A 20,619-nucleotide genomic window follows, 5' to 3' on the forward strand; every position below is an offset into this window, starting at 1 on the left:
AAACCCGCAGTCCGCCCTGGATGAGGATGGTCGGTGAAAGGTGGGTCAGACGTGAGTGTCGACGCTCTGTGCCCCAGAACCGGCATTTCACGAGGGGTTGGCATCCTGATGTCGAACGAGGCGAAGCTGCGCGAGTACCTCAAGCGCGCGATCGCAGACCTCCACGAGACTCGCCAGCAGTTGGACGAGACGGAGCAGAAGCAGCGGGAGCCCATCGCGATCGTGTCGATGGCCTGCCGCTTCCCCGGTGGAGTCCGCTCGCCGGAAGAGCTGTGGGAGCTGCTCCGGGGCGGCGTCGACGCGATGTCCGCCTTCCCCGGCAACCGCGGCTGGGACCTCGACGGGCTCTACGACCCCGACCCGGCACAGCAGGGCACCACGTACGCCCGCGAGGGCGGATTCCTGCACGACGCGGGCGAGTTCGACCCCGGCTTCTTCGGGATCTCCCCGCGCGAGGCCCTCGCCATGGACCCCCAGCAGCGGCTGCTGCTGGAGACGGCGTGGGAAGCCGTCGAGCGGGCCGGTATCGACCCGGAATCCCTGGCGGGCAGCCGCACCGGCGCGTTCGTCGGCACCGGCCACGGCGGGTACGACGCGGACGGCGCGCGGCGGACGGAGGAGACCGGCGGGCACCTGCTGACCGGCAACCTCATCAGCATCGCCTCCGGCCGGATCTCCTACGTCCTCGGCCTCGAAGGTCCCGCCCTGACCGTGGACACGGCCTGTTCGTCGTCGCTGGTCGCCCTGCACCTGGCGGCGCATTCGCTGCGGCGCGGTGAGTGCGACCTCGCCCTGGTGGGCGGCGCGACCGTGATGTCCACCCCGCAGATGTTCGTGGACTTCGCCCGCCAGCGCGGACTGGCCCCCGACAGCCGCTGCAAGCCGTTCGCGGCCGGCGCCGACGGCACCGCCTGGGGCGAAGGCGTGGGGCTGCTGGTCGCCGAGCGGCTCTCCGACGCGGTGCGCAACGGCCACCCCGTGCTCGCGGTGCTCAAGGGCTCGGCCGTCAACCAGGACGGCGCGTCCAACGGGCTCACCGCCCCCAACGGCCCGTCCCAGCAGCGCGTCATCCGCCAGGCGTTGGCCGACGCCGCGCTCGCCGCCGCCGACGTCGACGCCGTGGAGGCGCACGGCACCGGCACCAGGCTCGGCGACCCCATCGAGGCCCAGGCCCTGCTCGCCACGTACGGGCAGCAGCGTCCCGCCGAACGGCCCGTGCTCATCGGTTCCATGAAGTCCAACATCGGCCACACCCAGGCCGCCGCGGGCATCGCCGGCGTCATGAAGATGGTCCTGGCGATGCGGCACGGCGAGCTGCCCCGCACCCTGCACCAGGACGAGCCCACCCCGCACGCCGACTGGAGCGAGGGCCACGCCAGGCTCCTCGCACGGGACGAGCCCTGGCCCGCGGCGGACCGCCCGCGCCGCGCCGCCGTCTCCTCCTTCGGCATCAGCGGCACCAACGCCCACGTCATCCTCGAACAGGCGCCCCCGCGCGAGGACGAGGACGCACCCGAGCCCGCCCCGACCGCCCGGCCCGGCGCGCTGCCCTGGCTCCTGTCCGCGCGCACCGACGACGCGCTGCGCGCTCAGGCCGGGCTGCTCGCCCGCCACGTCCGGGCCCGTGCCGAGCTCGAACCGGCCGATGTCGCCCACTCGTTGGTGGACACCAGAGCCCTCATGGACCACCGCGCGGCCGTCGTCGCCGGCGACCGTGACGCTTTCCTCCGCGGCCTGGACGCCCTCGCCGAAGGCCGGACCGCATCCGGCCTGGTGACCGGCGTCGCCGCCACGGCGCCCGCCGCGTTCCTCTTCACCGGACAGGGCCCCCAGCGACTGGGAATGGGACGCGAACTGCACGCCGCCCACCCCGAGTTCGCCGAGGCCTTCGACGCGGCCTGCGCCGAGTGCGACCCGTACCTGGAGCGGCCGCTGCGTGACATCGTCTTCGCCGAGCAGGGCACCGAGGAGGCCGCCCTGCTCGACCGGACCGATTACACCCAGCCCGCGCTCTTCGCCTTCGCGACCGCCCTCTTCCGGCTCGTCGAATCCTGGGGCGTGACCCCGCAGTACGTCGCCGGCCACTCCGTCGGCGAGATCACCGCCGCCCATGTGTCCGGCATCCTCTCCCTGAAGGACGCCGCCCGGCTGGTCACGGCCCGTGGCGTGCTCATGCATGCGCTGCCCGAAGGCGGCGCCATGGTGGCGATCCAGGCCACCGAGGACGAGATCCGTGCTTCTCTCGCCGGCCACGAGGATCGCGCCACCCTCGCCGCGGTCAACGGGCCCGAGGCCCAGGTCGTCTCCGGCGACGAGGACGTCGTCGCCGAGGTCACCGCCCACTGGGAGGCCCAGGGACGCCGCGTCAAGCGGATCAGGGTGAGCATCGCCTCCCACTGCCCGCGCATGGACGGCATGCTGGAGGAATTCCGGCGCGTCGCCGAGACCCTGGAGTACCGCGCCCCGCGCATTCCCGTGGTCTCCACGCTCACCGGGGAGCGGGCCACCACTGACGATCTGCGCACCCCCGACTACTGGGTCCGGGAGATCCGCGAGGGCGTCCGCTTCTGCACCGCCGTACGCACCCTCGAAGCCCAGGGCGTCACCACCTTCGTCGAACTCGCCCCCGGCAGCGTGCTCACCCCGATGGTCCAGGACTCCCTGACCACCCTCGAACAGCCCCTCCTGCTGTCCCTGCTGCGCACCGGCCACAGCGAGGTCCAGGCCCTCACCGAAGGCATCGCCACCGCGTTCGCGCACGGCGTCCCCGTCGACTGGAGCGCCCGCCTCGGCACGCCCGGTGCCGCCCGCGTCGAGCTCCCGACCTACGCCTTCCAGCGCCGGAGGTTCTGGCTGGACGCCGCCGAGGCGGCCGACGGCGCACCGGCCGCCACCGAGGAGGCCGGTGAGGCCGGATTCTGGGAGGCCGTCGAACGTGAGGACCTGGTAGGGCTCTCGGCCGTGCTGGCCATCGACGGCAGCGAGGCCGACTCGCTCGGCAGCCTCCTGCCCACACTCTCGGCCTGGCGCAAGCAGCGCCGTACCCAGGCGGTGGCGGACCGCTGGAGCTACCGGGCCCGGTGGACCCCCTTCACCGCCCCCAACGGCACGTCCGCCAACGGCACATGGCTGGTCGCCCTGCCCGAGGGCGGCGCCGACGACCCGTGGACCACCCGGCTCCTGGACGCCCTGCGCGCCCAGGGCCTGGGCACCGCACTGCTCGAACTGCCCGGCACCGGCGACCCGTCCGAGCCCGTCAGCTGGCCCGAAGGCCCCATCGACGGCGTGCTCTCGCTGCTGGCCATGGACGAACGGCCCCACCCCGACCTGACGTCCCTGCCGCGCGGCCTGGCCGCCACCACCGCCCTGCTGCGCGCCCTGGAGTCCTCCGGCCGGCAGATCCCGCTGTGGTGCGCGACCCGCGGCGCCGTCGCCGTCGATGACCGGGACGCGCTCACCAGCCCCGTACAGGCACAGGTGTGGGGCCTCGGCCGGGTGGCCGCGCTGGAGCTCCCGCGTATCTGGGGCGGCCTCGTCGATCTCCCCGAGGTACCGGACACCCGGGCCGTCTCCGGGCTCCTCGGGGTGCTCGCCGGGTCCGAGGACCAGGTCGCGATCCGGCCCGCCGGCACCTTCGCCCGCCGCCTGGCCCGGATAGCGCCCGGCGGCGACACCGGCGCCGGGTGGACCGCGCACGGCACGGTCCTGATCACCGGCGGCACCGGCGCGCTCGGCACACAGCTCGCGCACTGGCTCGCCGACGCCGGGGCGGAGCACCTGGTACTCACCAGCCGCCGGGGCCTTGAAGCCCCCGGCGCACCCGAGCTCGCGGCCGAACTCACCGAACGCGGAACCCGGGTCACCGTCGTCGCCTGCGACGCCGCCGACCGCGACGCACTGGCAGCCGTCCTCGCCGGCATCCCGGACGAGACGCCCCTGACCGGCGTCGTGCACGCCGCCGGCGTCATGGACGCCGGCATGCTCGACGCGCTCACCCCCGAACGCTTCGAGACCGTACTGCGCCCCAAGGCCACCGCCGCCCTGAACCTGCACGAGCTCACCCAGGACCTCGGCCTGGAGATGTTCGTGCTGTTCTCCTCGGTCGCCGGGTCCCTCGGCAATGCGGGCCAGGCCAACTACAGCGCGGCCAACACCTTCCTCGACGCCCTCGCCGAACACCGGCGCGCCCACGGGCTGCCGGCCACCTCCGCGGCCTGGGGCCCCTGGGAAGACCTCGGCATGGCGACGGACAGCGGCGTCGCCGGCCGGGCAAGCCGCGACGGACTGCTCCCCATGGCCCCGGCCTCCGCGCTCGCCGCCCTCCGCCAGGCCCTGGCCCAGGGAACGGCGAACGTGACCGTGGCCGACGTGGACTGGACGGCGTACGCCCCCGCCCTGACCGCCGTTCGCGCCAGCCCCCTCCTCGCCGACCTGCCTGAGGCCCGCCACGCCCTCGCCGCCGTCTCCGACGACGCTCCGCGCGAGGAGCGCTCCCCGCTGGGCGGCAGGATCGGCGCACTGCCCGCCGCCGAGCAGGAGAGCGCGCTGCTGCAGGCGGTCCAGGAGGAGGCCGCGAAGACCCTCGGACTCGACTCACCGGACACCGTCGAGGCCCGACGGGCCTTCAGTGACGTGGGCTTCGACTCGCTGATGGCGGTCGAACTGCGCAACCGCCTGTCCGCTGTGACAGGCCTGCGACTTCCCGCCACCCTGCTGTTCGACCACCCCACGCCCACCGCGGTCGTCGAGTTCCTGCGCTCCGAGATCCAGGGCACGGCCGGACCCGCGGCCTCCGCGGAACGAACCGCCGCCGTCCTCGACGAGCCGGTGGCGATCGTGGGCATGGCCTGCCGTTTCCCCGGCGGGGCGACCTCGCCCGAGGCCCTCTGGCAGCTGCTGGCCGAGGGCGGGGACGTCATTTCCCCCCTCCCCGACGACCGGGGCTGGGACCTCGGCCGGCTCTACCACCCCGACCCCGACCACCCGGGCACGACCTACGCACGCGGCGGCGGCTTCCTCGACGACGCGGCAGGCTTCGACGCGGACTTCTTCGGCATCTCGCCGCGCGAGGCCCTCGCCATGGACCCGCAGCAACGGCTGCTGCTGGAGACCTCCTGGGAGGTCCTCGAAAGGGCCGGCATCGACCCGGAGTCGCTACGGGGCAGCAGCACCGGAGTCTTCGCGGGCAGCAGCACCCAGGACTACCGCGCGGTCCTGGGCGCGAGTTCGGACCAGGTCGCCGCCCACTCGCTCACCGGCAACTCGATGAGCGTGGTCTCCGGCCGGCTGTCGTACACCTACGGCTTCGAGGGCCCGGCCGTCACCGTCGACACGGCGTGCTCGTCGTCGCTGGTGGCTCTGCACCTGGCGGTGCAGTCGCTGCGCCAGGGCGAGTGCTCGCTGGCGCTCGCCGGCGGCGTGACGGTGATGTCGACGCCGACGACGTTCGTGGAGTTCTCGCGGCAGCGGGGGCTGTCCGCGGACGGCCGCTGCAAGCCGTTCGCGGCGGCGGCGGACGGCACCAGCTGGAGCGAAGGCGTCGGACTGCTGCTCGTGGAGCGGCTCTCGGACGCCCGGCGCAACGGGCACCAGGTGCTCGCCGTCGTGCGCGGCTCGGCCGTCAACCAGGACGGCGCGTCCAACGGTCTGAGCGCACCCAACGGCCCCTCGCAACAGCGGGTCATCCGACAGGCCCTCACCAACGCCGGTGTCGCCGCATCCGACGTCGACGCCGTCGAGGCGCACGGTACGGGCACCACCCTGGGCGACCCCATCGAAGCCCAGGCGCTGCTCGCCACCTACGGACGGGACCGGCCGCAGGACCGGCCGCTGCTGCTGGGGACACTGAAGTCCAACCTCGGGCACACCCAGGCCGCCGCGGGCGTCGCCGGCGTGATCAAGATGGTCCTGGCCATGCAGCACGGTGTGCTGCCGCGCACCCTGCACATCGACGAGCCCACCCCGCACGTCGACTGGACCGCCGGTGCGGTCGAACTGCTCACCGACCCGGTGAACTGGCCGGAGACGGACCGCCCGCGGCGTGCCGCCGTCTCCGCCTTCGGGGTCAGCGGCACCAACGCGCACGTGATCCTGGAGCAGGCAGAGCCCGCCGAACCCGAGGCGCCGTCCGCCGGCCCCGGGACGACGGTGCCCCTGCTGCTGTCCGGCAGGAACGACAGTGCCGTGCAGGCCCAGGCGGCCCGGCTACTGTCCCGTCTCGACCGCGCCCCCGAACCGCGGCTCGCGGACATCGCGCACACGCTGGCGAACCGTACGGCTTTCCCCTGCCGCGCGGCGGTCGCGGCGGACAGCCACGAGGCCGCGGTACGCGCCCTGGCCGCCCTGGCCGCGGGCGAGCCCGACCCCGCCCTGACCACGGGCGTCGCACACGACGGCAAGGACGCCGTCCTGTTCTCGGGTCAGGGTTCACAACGACTGGGCATGGGGCGGGAGTTGTACGGTCGTCACCCGGTGTTCGCGGAGGCTTTCGACGGGGTGTGCGCCGGGCTGGACGAGCACCTGGACCTCCCGCTGCGCGAGGTCGTGTGGGGCGAGGACGCGGAGCTGCTGAACCGGACGGCGTACGCCCAGGCGTCCCTGTTCGCGATCGAGGTCGCCCTGTACCGGCTGGTGGAATCCTGGGGCGTGCGGCCGGAGTACGTGGCCGGGCACTCGGTCGGCGAGATCGCCGCCGCGCACGTGGCCGGCGTGTTCTCGCTGGCCGACGCCTGCGCCTTGGTCGCGGCACGTGGCCGGCTCATGCAGGCCCTGCCCGCCGGCGGGGCGATGGCGGCGATCCGGGCCACCGAGGACGAGGTCCGCCCGCGGCTGACCGAGGACGTCGCGATCGCCGCCGTCAACGGCCCGTCGTCCGTAGTGGTCTCCGGCACCGAGGCCACCGTCGAGGCGATCCGGGCGCACTTCGAGGAGGAGGGGCGCACGACCGGCCGACTGCGGGTCTCCCACGCCTTCCACTCGCCGCTCATGGACCCGATGCTCGCCGACTTCCGCGCCGTCGCCGAGACCCTGGCGTACGGCGAGCCGGAACTCACCGTCATCTCGAACGTGACCGGCGGCCCGGCCACCCAGGACCAACTGCGCACCCCCGACTACTGGGTCACCCACGTCCGCGAAGCCGTACGGTTCGCCGACGGGATACGCGCCCTGCACACGGAAGGCGTGACGCGCTTCCTGGAGCTGGGACCCGACGGCACCCTCTCGGCCCTGGCCCGTGAGTCGCTGCCCGAGGAGACCGCAGTCGTCCCCGCCCTGCGCAAGAACCGCCCGGAGGAGACGACGCTCCTCGCGGCCCTGTCACAGCTGCACGTGCGGGGCTCCGCGATCGACTGGGCCGGGTTCTTCACCGGCACCGACGCGCGCGTCGTCGACCTGCCGACGTACGCCTTCCAGCACCAGCGGTACTGGCCCACACCCGGTCTCACCGGCATCGGCGACATCAGCGCGGCGGGTCTCGACGCGACCGGGCACCCGCTGCTGAGCGCCGCCGTGGAACTGTCCGACAGCGACGGCCTGTTGTTCACCTCCCGCCTGTCGCTCCAGTCGCACCCGTGGCTGGCCGACCACAGGGTGATGGGCTCGGTGCTGCTCCCGGGCACGGCATTCGTCGAACTCGCCGTCCGTGCCGCCGACGAAGCGGGCTGCGACCGGATCGACGAACTCACCCTGGCCGCCCCGCTCGTCCTGCCCGACCACGGCGGGGTGCAGCTCCAGATGCACGCCGGCCCCGCCGACGAGACCGGCGGCCGGGCCCTGAGCGTGCGCTCCCGGCCGGAGGGCGACGGCGACCGGCCGTGGGTCCGGCACGCCACCGGCGTCCTCGTCACCGGCAAGGGGGCAGCCGACCCCCGCCATGACTTCCACGCGGAGTCCTGGCCGCCCGCCGATGCCGAGGCAGTCGACCTGACCGGCCTCTACCCGGACCTGGCCGCGAACGGATTCGACTACGGACCGCACTTCCAGGGCCTGCGGGCCGCATGGCGCCGAGGCGACGAGGTGTTCGCCGAAGTCGCCCTGCCCGACGCCGCCGAAGGCGAAGCAGCCGCTTACGGCCTGCACCCGGCGCTGCTCGACGCGGTCCTGCACACCTGCGGCCTCGACGGACTGGACCGGGGCGTCCTTCCCTTCTCCTGGGAGGACGTCTCGCTCCACGCCTCCGGCGCCTCTGCCGTACGGGCCCGGATCGTCCGGCACGGCGGGGACACGCTCTCCGTCGACGTGGCCGACCCCACGGGCGAGCCCGTCGCCTCCATCGGGACCCTGGCACTGCGGGCGGTCTCCTTCGACCAGATGGACGGCAGGGCGAACCCGGTCGGGCGCGACGCGCTGTTCCGCGTGCAGTGGACCCCCGCACGCCTGCCCTCCGCCGGGGCCGCTCAGTCCGTGGCGACGCTCGGCTCCCTCACCGGTGCACCGCTGGAGAGCTATCCGGACCTGGCGGCCCTGGCCGGGGCCGGCCATGTGCCGGAGGCGGTGCTGGTAGCGGTGGATGCCGGCTCCGGCGACGTGGTGGAGTCGACGCACGCCACCACCGTCCGGGCACTGGAGCTGGCCCAGGCCTGGCTGGCCGATGAACGGTTCGCGGACTCGCGTCTGGTGTTCGTCACGCGTGGCGCGGTCGACGGTACGGATCTCACCGGCGCCGCCGTGTGGGGCCTGGTGCGTTCGGCGCAGTCGGAGAACCCGGGCCGCTTCGGCCTGGTGGACCTGGACGATGACGCCGACGCGGCGGTGCTGCCACGGGCCTTGGCCTCCCACGAGCCGCAACTGGTGCTGCGTGGCGGCGAGGTGCTGGCCGCGCGGTTGGAGCGGACACCGGCGCGGCCCCGGAGCGCCACTGCCTGGGGCGGGACCGGCACGGTTCTGATCACCGGCGGCACGGGCGGCCTGGGACGTGTGATGGCACGCCACCTGGTCGCCGAGCACGGGGTGCGGAGCCTGCTGCTGGTCAGCCGTCGCGGCCCGGCTGCCGAGGGCGTCGACGAGCTGGTGGCGGAACTCCGGCAGAGCGGCGCCGAAGCCAACGTCGAGGCGTGCGATGTCACCGACGGCGCCGCCGTGGTGGAGCTGGTCTCCCGGCACCGGGTCAGCGCTGTCGTGCATACGGCAGGTGTGCTGGACGACGGTGTGGTGGGATCGCTGACGGCCGAGCGGCTGTCGGCGGTCCTGCGCCCGAAGGTCGACGCGGCCTGGAACCTGCACGAGGCCACCAAGGACCTGGAGCTCGGCGCGTTCGTCGTCTTCTCGTCGGCCTCGGGCGTCCTGGGCAGCGCCGGTCAGGGCAACTACGCCGCCGGCAACACGTTCCTGGACGCGCTGGCGCACCACCGCAGGGCGCAAGGGCTCCCGGCCACGTCGCTGGCGTGGGGCCCCTGGACCCAGGACGGCGGCATGACCGGCACTCTGTCGGACGCCGACCTCCAACGGATCGCCCGCTCGGGAATGCCCGAACTCACGCCGGCGGAGGGCGCAGCCCTCTTCGACGCCGCGCTGGACACCGACGACGCGCTGGTCCTTCCCATGCGCCTCGACCTTGCCGTACTCCGGGAACAGGGAGACACACCCCCGCTGCTGCGCGGACTGATCAGGACCCGTGCCCGCCGCTCGGCGGTCGCCGGCTCGGCCGCGGTCGCCGGTCTGGTGGGGCGCCTGTCCGGACTGGGCGCGGTGGAACGACGTGAGGCGCTGCTGGACTTGGTGCGCGGCCAGATCGCGGTGGTCCTGGGCCATGCGAGCCCGGAGACGGTCGATCCGGTCCGGGCCTTCCAGGAGCTCGGCTTCGACTCGCTGACCGCGGTCGAGCTGCGCAACCGGATCAACAAGGCGACGGGCATGCGCCTTGCGGCCACCGCCGTCTTCGACTACCCGACGGCAGGTTCGCTGGTCGACCACCTGCTGGACGAGCTGTTCGGCGCGCAGGAATCGGCGGAAGGGGAGTTTCCGACGCGGATGGCGGTGGCGGCCGACGATCCGGTGGTGATCGTCGGGATGAGCTGCCGCTTTCCGGGCGGGGTCGCCTCGCCCGAGGAGCTGTGGCGGCTGGTGTCGGACGGCGCGGATGCCGTCTCGGACTTCCCTTCCGACCGTGGCTGGGACGTGGAGTCGCTCTATAACCCCGACCCCGAAGCGCTCGGCACCTCCTACACCCGCTCCGGTGGATTCCTGCACGACGCAGGGGACTTCGACCCCGAGTTCTTCGGGATGAGCCCCCGGGAGGCCCTGGCGACGGACGCGCAGCAGCGGCTGCTGCTGGAGACGACCTGGGAGGCGCTGGAGCGCGCCGGTATGGACCCGGCCACCCTGCGCGGCAGCCGGACGGGCGTCTTCGCCGGCGTCATGTACACCGACTACAGCGAGATCATGGTCGGCGACCAGTTCGAGGGCTATCGCGGCAACGGCAGCGCGGCCAGCATCGCCTCCGGCCGGGTGTCGTACACCTTCGGCTTCGAAGGACCCGCTGTCACGGTCGACACGGCGTGCTCGTCGTCGCTGGTGGCGCTGCACCTGGCGGCGCAGTCGCTGCGGTCCGGTGACTGCTCGCTGGCCATGGCCGGCGGTGTGACCGTGATGTCGACGCCGACGACGTTCGTGGACTTCTCGCGGCAGCGCGGTCTGTCGGCGGACGGCCGCTGCAAGGCCTTTGCCGACGCGGCTGACGGTGTCGGCTGGGGTGAGGGCGTCGGCATGCTGGTGTTGGAGCGTTTGTCGGATGCGCGTCGCCTTGGGCATCGGGTGTGGGCGGTGGTGCGGGGTAGTGCGGTGAATCAGGATGGTGCGTCGAATGGTTTGACGGCGCCGAATGGTCCGTCGCAGCAGCGGGTGATCCGGCAGGCGTTGGCGAGTGCCGGGTTGTCGGCGGCGGATGTGGATGCGGTGGAGGCGCATGGCACGGGGACGACGTTGGGTGACCCGATCGAGGCGCAGGCGCTGCTTGCCACCTATGGTCAGGAGCGGTCGGAGGACCGTCCGCTGCTGTTGGGTTCGGTGAAGTCCAACATCGGTCATGCGCAGGCGGCTTCGGGTGTGGCGGGTGTCATCAAGATGGTGCTGGCGATGCGCCACGGTGTGCTTCCGCGCACCTTGCATGTCGATGAGCCATCGACGCATGTGGACTGGAGTGCTGGTGGCGTCGAGCTGCTGACCTCTGCCGCTCAGTGGCCGGAGGGGGATGGGCCGCGCCGTGCGGGTGTCTCCTCCTTCGGCGTCAGTGGTACGAACGCGCATGTGATCCTGGAGCAGCCCGAGCCGATCGCAGCCGAGGCCGAGCCGGACACCCCGACGGCCGAGCCCGGCGCGCTGCCGTGGGTCCTCTCCGCGAGGAACCAGGCCGCATTGCGCGGCCAGGCGGCACGCCTGCTGCCCCTGGTCGCCGGCGGTGACGCGCTGTCCGCACGGGACGTCGGCCACTCGCTGGTGACGGGGCGGTCGAGCTTCACCCACCGCGCGGTGGTGTGGGGCCAGGACCACGAAGCACTGGTGCGCGCCCTGTCCGCACTCGCGGTGGGCGAGGACCACCCCGGTCTGGCGGAGGGCTCCACCGGTGCCGGGAAGACGGCGTTCCTGTTCTCGGGTCAGGGTTCACAACGCCTCGGCATGGGCCGCGAGTTGTACGGTCGTCACCCGGTGTTCGCGGAGGCTTTCGACGGGGTGTGCGCTGGGCTGGACGAGCACCTGGACCTCCCGCTGCGCGAGGTCGTCTGGGGGGAGGACGCGGAGCTGCTGAACCGGACGGCGTACGCCCAGGCGTCCCTGTTCGCGATCGAGGTGGCGCTGTACCGGCTGGTGGAGTCCTGGGGCATGCGCGCGGACTCCGTGGCGGGGCATTCGATCGGTGAGGTCGCGGCCGCGCATGTGGCGGGTGTCTTCTCGCTCCCGGACGCCTGTGCGCTGGTGGCCGCCCGGGGCCGGCTGATGCAGCAACTTCCGTCCGGTGGGGCGATGGTGGCGATCCGGGCGACGGAGGACGAGGTCCTTCCGTTCCTGGTGGAGGACGTGTCGATCGCGGCGGTCAACGGGCCGTCGTCGGTGGTGATCTCCGGCGCTGAGGACGCGGTGTTCGCCCTCGCGGCGCGCTTCGAGGGGGAGGGGCGCAAGACCAGCAGGCTGCGGGTCTCGCATGCCTTTCACTCGCCCCTCATGGAACCGATGCTGGAAGAATTCCGTGCGGTGCTGGCACGGCTGTCCTTCGGCCAGCCGACGATTCCCGTCGTGTCGAACCTGACGGGCCGGCTCGCCGAGCCCGACCAGCTCACGCACGCCGACTACTGGGTCCGGCACGTCCGCGAGGCAGTGCGCTTCGCCGACGGCATACGGGCTCTGCGAGCGGAAGGGGCGACGCGGTTCCTCGAACTCGGCCCGGACGGTGTGCTGTCGGCCATGGCCCGTGAGTCGGCACCGGATGAAGCCGTACTCGCTCCCGTACTGCGCAGGGACCGCCCCGAGGAGGTGACGCTCCTGGGAGCCCTGGCGCAGCTGTACGTCCGGGGCGCGAACGTGGACTGGTCCGCTGTCTTCGCCGGCTCGGGTGCGCGGTGGGTGGATCTGCCGACGTACGCGTTCCAGCACGAGCGGTTCTGGCCGTCGGGCGGTGTGGCGCGAACCGGTGATGTGCGGTCCGCGGGGCTGGGCTCGGCCGGGCATCCGTTACTGGGTGCGGCGGTGGAACTGGCGGGATCGGGTGGGCTGTTGTTCACCGGCCGGTTGTCGGTGTCCTCGCATCCGTGGCTGGCGGATCATGTGGTCCTGGGGTCCGTGGTGGTGCCCGGCACAGCGCTGCTGGAACTGGTACTGCGGGCGGCCGACGAGGTCGGCTGCGATCGGGTGGAGGAGCTGACGCTCGCCGCGCCGCTGGTGCTGCCCGCCTCGGGCAGCGGGGTGCAGGTGCAGGTGTGGCTGGGGGAGGAGGACGGTTCGGGCCGTCGCCCGGCGTCGGTGCATGCGCGTGAGGGCGAGGGCCCGTGGACGCTGCACGCCGGCGGCGCGGTGACCACGGGGGCCGAAGCGGCCGGCTTCGATGCCGCCGTCTGGCCCCCGGAGGGCGCGGAACCCGCGGAAGTGGCGGACTGCTACGACGCACTCGCCGACGCCGGGCTCACGTACGGCCCGGCATTCCAGGGCCTGCGGGCGGTCTGGAAGCTCGGCGAGGACCTCTACGCCGAGGTGGGACTCCCCGAGGGCACCGACGGCGATGCCTACGGCCTGCACCCCGCGCTCTTCGATACCGCGCTGCACGCGGCGGCCTTGGGCGGCGCGGAAGCGGGCGGAGTCCCGTTCTCGTGGACCGGAGTGTCCCTGCACGCCTCGGGCGCCTCGCACCTCCGCGTCCGTATCCGCGACGCGGGCGGCGCCATGTCGGTCGCGCTCGCGGACTCGACGGGTGAGCCGGTCGCCTCGGTGGAGTCGCTGGTGGTGCGCCCGCTCTCGGCCGGCCAGTTGCAGGCCGCCGACCGTGATGCCCTCTTCACGGTCGACTGGGCCCCCGTCCCGCTCACGGACGAGCGGGTGGACCTCGGCACCGGCCCGGAGGGTGAGCCGTTGCTGACCTTCGCCGATCTGGACTCCCTCACGGAGGCGGCCGTACCCGGGGCCGTCCTGGTCGCGCCGCCCGCCGACGCCGCCGGCACGGTGGAGTCCGTTCACGCCGCGACGTCCTGGGCGCTGGACATGGTGCAGTCCTGGTTGGCGGACGAGCGGTTCGCCACCTCCTCGCGCCTGGTGTTCGTGACACGCGGGGCGGCATACGGCGGGGATCTCGCGGCCGCCGCCGTCCGGGGCCTGGTGCGGTCGGCGCAGTCGGAGAACCCGGGCCGCTTCGGCCTGGTGGACCTCGACGACGACGCCGATGTAGCGGTGCTGCCGCGGGCGCTCGCCACCGACGAGCCCGAACTGCTGATACGCGGGAACGAGGCGCTGGCGGCCCGGCTGGCCCGGACGCAGTCCCCGCACACGATGACCTGGGATCCGTCCGGCACGGTGTTGGTCACCGGTGGTACCGGTGGTCTGGGCCGGACTGTCGCCCGGCATCTGGTGGCTGCGCACGGGGTGCGGAGTCTGCTGTTGGTCAGTCGTCGGGGTCCGGCGGCTGAGGGCGCCGTGGAGCTCGTGGCTGAGCTTGAGCGGCAGGGTGCGCGGGTCGTGGTGGAGGCGTGTGATGTCGCCGATGCGGCGGCTGTGGGAGACCTGATCGCCCGTCATGTTCCGGCTGCTGTGGTGCACACGGCAGGTGTTCTGGACGACGGTGTGGTGGAGTCGTTGACTGCTGAGCGGTTGTCGGCGGTGCTGCGTCCGAAGGTGGACGGTGCCTGGAATCTGCATGAGGCGACAAGGAATGCGGGCCTGGATCTGGACGCGTTCGTGGTGTTCTCGTCGGTGGCAGGGATCTTCGGCAGCGCGGGGCAGGCCAACTATGCGGCGGGCAATGCCTTCCTGGATGGGCTGGCGCACCATCGCCGGGCGCAGGGGCTTCCTGCTGTGTCGTTGGCGTGGGGTCCTTGGTCCCAGGACAGCGGCATGACCGGTACCCTCACCGATGCCGATCTTCAGCGGATGGCGCGCTCGGGTATGCCGCCGCTGACCACCCAGGAGGGCTTGGCGCTTTTCGATGCCGCGCTCGGCACCGCCGAGCCCATGGCGCTCCCGGTCCGCCTCGACCTCGCGGCGCTCCGTGCGCAGGGCGAGCCCCAGCCGCTGCTGCGCGGCCTGATCCGGACGAGGACCAGCCGATCCGGCGCCATTGCGGCGTCCGGCATCGTGCAGCGCCTGACCGGGCTGTCCACGGCGGAGCGACGCGCGGCGCTGCTCGATGTCGTCCGCGGCCAGGTCGCGGCCGTCCTGGGCCACGCGAGCCCGGAAACGGTCGCCCCGGACCTGGCCTTCCAGGACCTCGGCTTCGACTCGCTGACCGCGATCGAACTCCGCAACCTGCTGGGCAGGGCCTGCGGGCTGCGGCTCCCGGCGACGACCGTGTTCGACTACCCGACGGCCGACGCCCTGGCAGGCCACCTCCTGGACGAGCTGTTCGGCGCGGAGAAGGAGGCAACGGCACCCCTCCCGGTGTCCGCCCTCCCGTCCCTGACGGACGACCCGGTCGTCATCGTCGGCATGGGCTGCCGCTTCCCGGGCGGCGTCGCCTCGCCCGAGGACCTGTGGCAACTGGTGTCCGAAGGCGTGGACGCCGTCTCGGACTTCCCGGCCGACCGCGGCTGGGAGATCGACGACACCTACGACCCCGGCCGCGAGGGCGCCATCGCCACCCGCTCCGGCGGATTCCTCCATGACGCGGCGGAGTTCGACCCCGAGTTCTTCGGGATGAGCCCCCGGGAGGCACTGACCACCGACGCCCAGCAGCGGCTGCTGCTGGAGACGACCTGGGAGGCGCTGGAGCGCTCCGGAATGGACCCGGCCACCCTGCGCGGCAGCCGTACGGGCGTCTTCGCCGGCGTCATGTACCACGACTACTCGACGATGCTCTCCGGGCGCGAGTTCGAGGGCTACCAAGGCAGCGGCAGCGCGGGCAGTGTCGCCTCCGGCCGGGTGTCCTACACCTTCGGCTTCGAGGGGCCGGCGGTCACGGTGGACACCGCGTGCTCGTCATCGCTCGTCGCCCTGCATCTGGCGGCGCAGTCGCTGCGCCAGGGCGAATGCTCGCTGGCACTCGCGGGCGGCGTGACGGTGATGTCGACACCGCTGACCTTCGTCGAGTTCTCCCGCCAGGGCGGGCTCTCCCAGGACGGGCGCTGCAAGGCGTTCTCCGATGCCGCGGACGGCGTCGGCTGGGCCGAAGGAGCCGGAGTCCTGGTGTTGGAGCGTTTGTCGGATGCGCGTCGCCTTGGGCATCGGGTGTGGGCGGTGGTGCGGGGTAGTGCGGTGAATCAGGATGGTGCGTCGAATGGTTTGACGGCGCCGAATGGTCCGTCGCAGCAGCGGGTGATCCGGCAGGCGTTGGCGAGTGCGGGTCTGTCGGCGGCGGATGTGGATGCGGTGGAGGCGCACGGTACGGGGACGACGTTGGGTGACCCGATCGAGGCGCAGGCGCTGCTTGCCACCTATGGTCAGGAGCGGTCGGAGGACCGTCCGCTGCTGTTGGGTTCGGTGAAGTCCAACATCGGTCATGCGCAGGCCGCTTCGGGTGTGGCGGGTGTCATCAAGATGGTGCTGGCGATGCGCCACGGTGTGCTTCCGCGCACCCTGCATGTCGATGAGCCATCGACGCATGTGGACTGGAGTGCCGGTGGCGTCGAGCTGCTGACCTCTGCCGCACAGTGGCCGGAGGGAGAGGGGCCGCGCCGTGCGGGTGTCTCCTCCTTCGGTATCAGTGGTACGAACGCGCATGTGATCCTGGAGCAGCCCGAACCGATCGCGGCCGACGCGGAAGCACACGCTGCCGAGGACGAGACGGCCGGGGCCGGCGCGCCGGTGCCGATTCCGCTGTCGGGCAAGAGCGAGTCGGCGCTGCGGGACCAGGCAGCACGACTGCTGTCCCGTCTGGACGGTGAGCCGGGGCCGCGGGTCACGGATGTCGCCTACTCGCTGGCGACGGGCCGTTCGGCCTTCCAGCACCGCGCGGTGATACTGGCCGCGGGCAGGGAGGACCTGCTGCGCTCGTTGGCCGCCCTGGCCGAGGGCCGCAGCGAGGCGGCCCTCGTGGCGCAGGACCGGGCCCGCTCGGGCAAGCTGGCGTTCTTGTTCTCGGGCCAGGGTTCACAACGACTGGGCATGGGGCGGGAGTTGTACGGCCGTCACTCGGTGTTCGCGGAGGCTTTCGACGGGGTGTGCGCCGGGCTGGACGAGCACCTGGACCTCCCGCTGCGCGAGGTCGTGTGGGGCGAGGACGCGGAGCTGCTGAACCGGACGGCGTACGCCCAGGCGTCCCTGTTCGCGATCGAGGTCGCCCTGTACCGCCTGCTGGAGTCCTGGGGCGTACGCCCGGACCAGCTGCTGGGGCACTCCATCGGTGAGGTCGTCGCGGCGCATGTGGCGGGTGTCTTCTCGCTCCCGGACGCCTGTGCGCTGGTGGCGGCCCGGGGCAGGCTGATGCAGCAACTTCCGTCCGGTGGGGCGATGGTGGCGATCCGGGCGACGGAGGACGAGGTCCTTCCGTTCCTGGTGGAGGGCGTGTCGATCGCGGCGGTCAACGGGCCGTCGTCGGTGGTGATCTCCGGCGCCGAGGATGCGGTGTTCGCCCTCGCGGCGCGCTTCGAGGGGGAGGGGCGCAAGACCAGCAGGCTGCGGGTCTCGCATGCCTTCCACTCGCCCCTCATGGAACCGATGCTGGAAGAATTCCGCTCCGTCGCCGACGGCATGACGTACGGAGTGCCGCGTATCCCCGTCGTCTCGAACGTCACCGGCGACCCCGCCACCGCGGAACAGCTGTGCTCCGCGGAGTACTGGGTCAGCCACGTCCGCGAGGCCGTACGGTTCGCCGACGGAGTCGGCGCGTTGCGCGCCCAGGGCGTCTCGGCGTGCCTGGAGCTCGGCCCCGATGGCACCCTCTCCGCGCTCGCCGCGGAGTCCGCGGCGGAGGAGTCGCTATGGGCCCCCGTACTGCGCAAGGACCGGCCCGAGGAACCGGCACTGCTCACGGCTGTGGCACGACTGCACGCCCACGGCGTGCCGGTCGACTGGTCCGCTGTCTTCGCCGGTTCGGGTGCGCGGTGGGTGGATCTGCCGACGTACGCGTTCCAGCACGAGCGGTTCTGGCCGTCGGGCGGATCCGCGCGCGCCGGCGATGTGCGATCCGCCGGTCTGGACTCGGCAGGGCATCCGCTGCTGGGTGCGGCGGTGGAACTGGCGGGATCGGGCGGGTTGTTGTTCACCGGTCGGCTGTCGCTCTCCTCGCATCCGTGGCTGGCGGATCATGTGGTCCTGGGGTCCGTGCTGGTGCCGGGGACGGCGCTGGTCGAACTGGTGCTGCGGGCCGCCGCCGAGGTGGACTGCGGTGCGCTGGAGGAGCTGACGCTCGCCGGGCCGCTGGTGCTGCCTGCCTCCGGCGCCGCGGTCCAGGTGCAGGTGTGGGTGGGGGAGCCCGATGACGCGGGGCGCCGACCGGTGTCGGTGCACTCGCGTGAAGGCGAGGGGCCGTGGACACTGCACGCCGACGGTGCCCTGGTCACCGCCGCCGACGTGGTGCCCTTCGATGCCGCGGTGTGGCCCCCTCAGGGTGCCGAGCCGCTCGATGTGGCGGGCTGCTATGAGCGTTTCGCGGATGCCGGGTTCGAGTACGGCCCGGTGTTCCAGGGCCTGCGGGCGGCCTGGAAGCTCGGCGAGGACCTCTATGCCGAGGTGGGGCTTCCCGAGGGTACGGACGGCGACGCCTACGGCCTGCACCCCGCGCTCTTCGACGCGTCGCTGCATGCGGGGCTGCTGGGTGGCGGGGGAGTGGACGAGGCGGCCGTCCCCTTCTCCTGGAACGGAGTGACACTCCACGCCACCGGCGCCTCCCGGTTGAGGGTCCGCATCCGTCCGACCGAAAACGGCACATCGATCGCCCTCGCGGACACGGCCGGTGGGGCGGTCGCCTCGGTGCGGTCCCTGACCGCGCGTCCGATCACCGCCGGGCAGTTGCAGACCGGCGCCCGCGATTCCCTCTTCAAGGTCGACTGGACCGGCATCCACCTCACGGGCGAGCCCGCGGGCTCCCTCGCCATGCTCGGCAAGGACTCCGCAGGCATCCTCAACGGACTCCCGCTCCAGCCCCACGCGGATCTCCACGACCTCGCGGAGGCCGGCGACCACGACACCGTGATCGTCCCGCCGACGACCGAGGCCGCCGGTACGGTGGAGTCCGTGCACGCCGCGACGGCAGCGGCGCTGGGCGTGATCCAGTCGTGGCTGGCCGACGACCGGTTCGCCACCTCCTCGCGCCTGGTGTTCGTGACGCATGGCGCGGTGTCCGGTGCGGATCTCGCGGGCGCGGCGGTGTGGGGCCTGGTGCGGTCGGCGCAGTCGGAGAACCCGGGCCGCTTCGGCCTGGTGGACCTCGACGACGACGCCGAACCGACGCTCCTGGCAAGGGCATTGACGTCGGCCGAGCCGCAGCTTCTGGTGCGCGGCGCCGAGGTGCTGACGCCGCGGCTGTCCCGCGCCCAGGCGCAGCAGGACCTCGCCTGGGATCCGTCCGGCACGGTGTTGGTCACCGGTGGTACCGGTGGTCTGGGCCGGACTGTCGCCCGGCATCTGGTGGCTGCGCACGGGGTGCGGAGTCTGCTGTTGGTCAGTCGTCGGGGTCCGGCGGCTGAGGGCGCCATGGAGCTCGTGGCTGAGCTTGAGCGGCAGGGTGCGCGGGTCGTGGTGGAGGCGTGTGATGTCGCCGATGCGGCGGCTGTGGGAGACCTGATCGCCCGTCATGTTCCGGCTGCTGTGGTCCACACGGCAGGTGTTCTGGACGACGGTGTGGTGGAGTCGTTGACTGCTGAGCGGTTGTCGGCGGTGCTGCGTCCGAAGGTGGACGGTGCCTGGAATCTGCATGAGGCGACAAGGAATGCGGGCCTGGATCTGGACGCGTTCGTGGTGTTCTCGTCGGTGGCAGGGATCTTCGGCAGCGCGGGGCAGGCCAACTATGCGGCGGGCAATGCCTTCCTGGATGGGCTGGCGCACCATCGCCGGGCGCAGGGGCTTCCTGCTGTGTCGTTGGCGTGGGGTCCTTGGTCCCAGGACAGCGGCATGACCGGTACCCTCACCGATGCCGATCTTCAGCGGATGGCGCGCTCGGGTATGCCGCCGCTGACCACCCAGGAGGGCTTGGCGCTTTTCGATGCCGCGCTCGGCACCGCCGAGCCCATGGCGCTCCCGGTCCGCCTCGACCTCGCGGCGCTCCGTGCGCAGGGCGAGCCCCAGCCGCTGCTGCGCGGCCTGATCCGTACCCCGGGCCGACGCACGGCGGCGACCGCGGCGGACGGCGACGCTTCGGCCGTCTTCGCCCAGCGCCTGGCCGGCCTCTCGGCGGCCGAGGGACGCGACGTCGTGCTGAACGCCGTTCGCGGCCAGGCCGCGGCGGTCCTCGGACACGCCGGAGCCACCGAGATCGACCAGGACCGCGCCTTCCTGGACCTCGGATTCGACTCCCTCACCGCGGTCGAACTCCGCAACCGCCTGAGCGCCCTCACCGGAATCCGCCTCCCGGCGACCCTGCTCTTCGACTACCCGGCGCCGGCCGAACTCGTCGACCACCTCCATGCCCGGATCGCACCCGCGCCGCCCTCCGGCCCGGAAGCGCTCCTGGGCGAACTCGAAAGGATGGAAAAGACCTTCGGCGGACTCGACGTCACGGAGGAGGTCCACGAGCAGATAGCCGGCCGTTTGGAGGTCCTCAAGGCAAAGTGGAACGCCCTGCGGGATGCCCGCGCGGCGGCCGAACACGACCAGTCTCCGTCCGACAAGGAATTCGACTTCGAGTCCGCCTCGGACGACGAGGTCTTCGACCTCCTCGACAACGAACTCGGCCTGTCCTGACCCAACGAATCGGCCGATCCCGGTAACTCCCTTACGCCCTCGGCCGATTCGAGCACCGCCCCTGTGCGCCGCCGGACAACTCGGCGGTGCACAGGGCCGCGTGGTGAACACACAACGCCCCCTCCCGGCCATGTGCCAGGAGGGGGCGTTCCG

Annotated in this window: 1 protein-coding gene; it reads left to right on the forward strand. The window is 72.6% G+C overall.

What is annotated here, in order from left to right:
• Positions 1 to 105: 105 nt before the first annotated feature.
• Positions 106 to 20,466 carry a type I polyketide synthase gene (locus tag ACIRQ7_RS29995; RefSeq protein ID WP_404265867.1) on the forward strand — a complete coding sequence of 6,787 codons (20,361 nt, stop codon included), beginning with the start codon at positions 106 to 108 and terminating at the stop codon, positions 20,464 to 20,466.
• The last annotated feature ends 153 nt before the right edge of the window (positions 20,467 to 20,619 follow it).

The organism is Streptomyces sp. NPDC101393 (assembly GCF_044767385.1).
Taxonomy (GTDB): Bacteria; Actinomycetota; Actinomycetes; order Streptomycetales; family Streptomycetaceae; genus Streptomyces.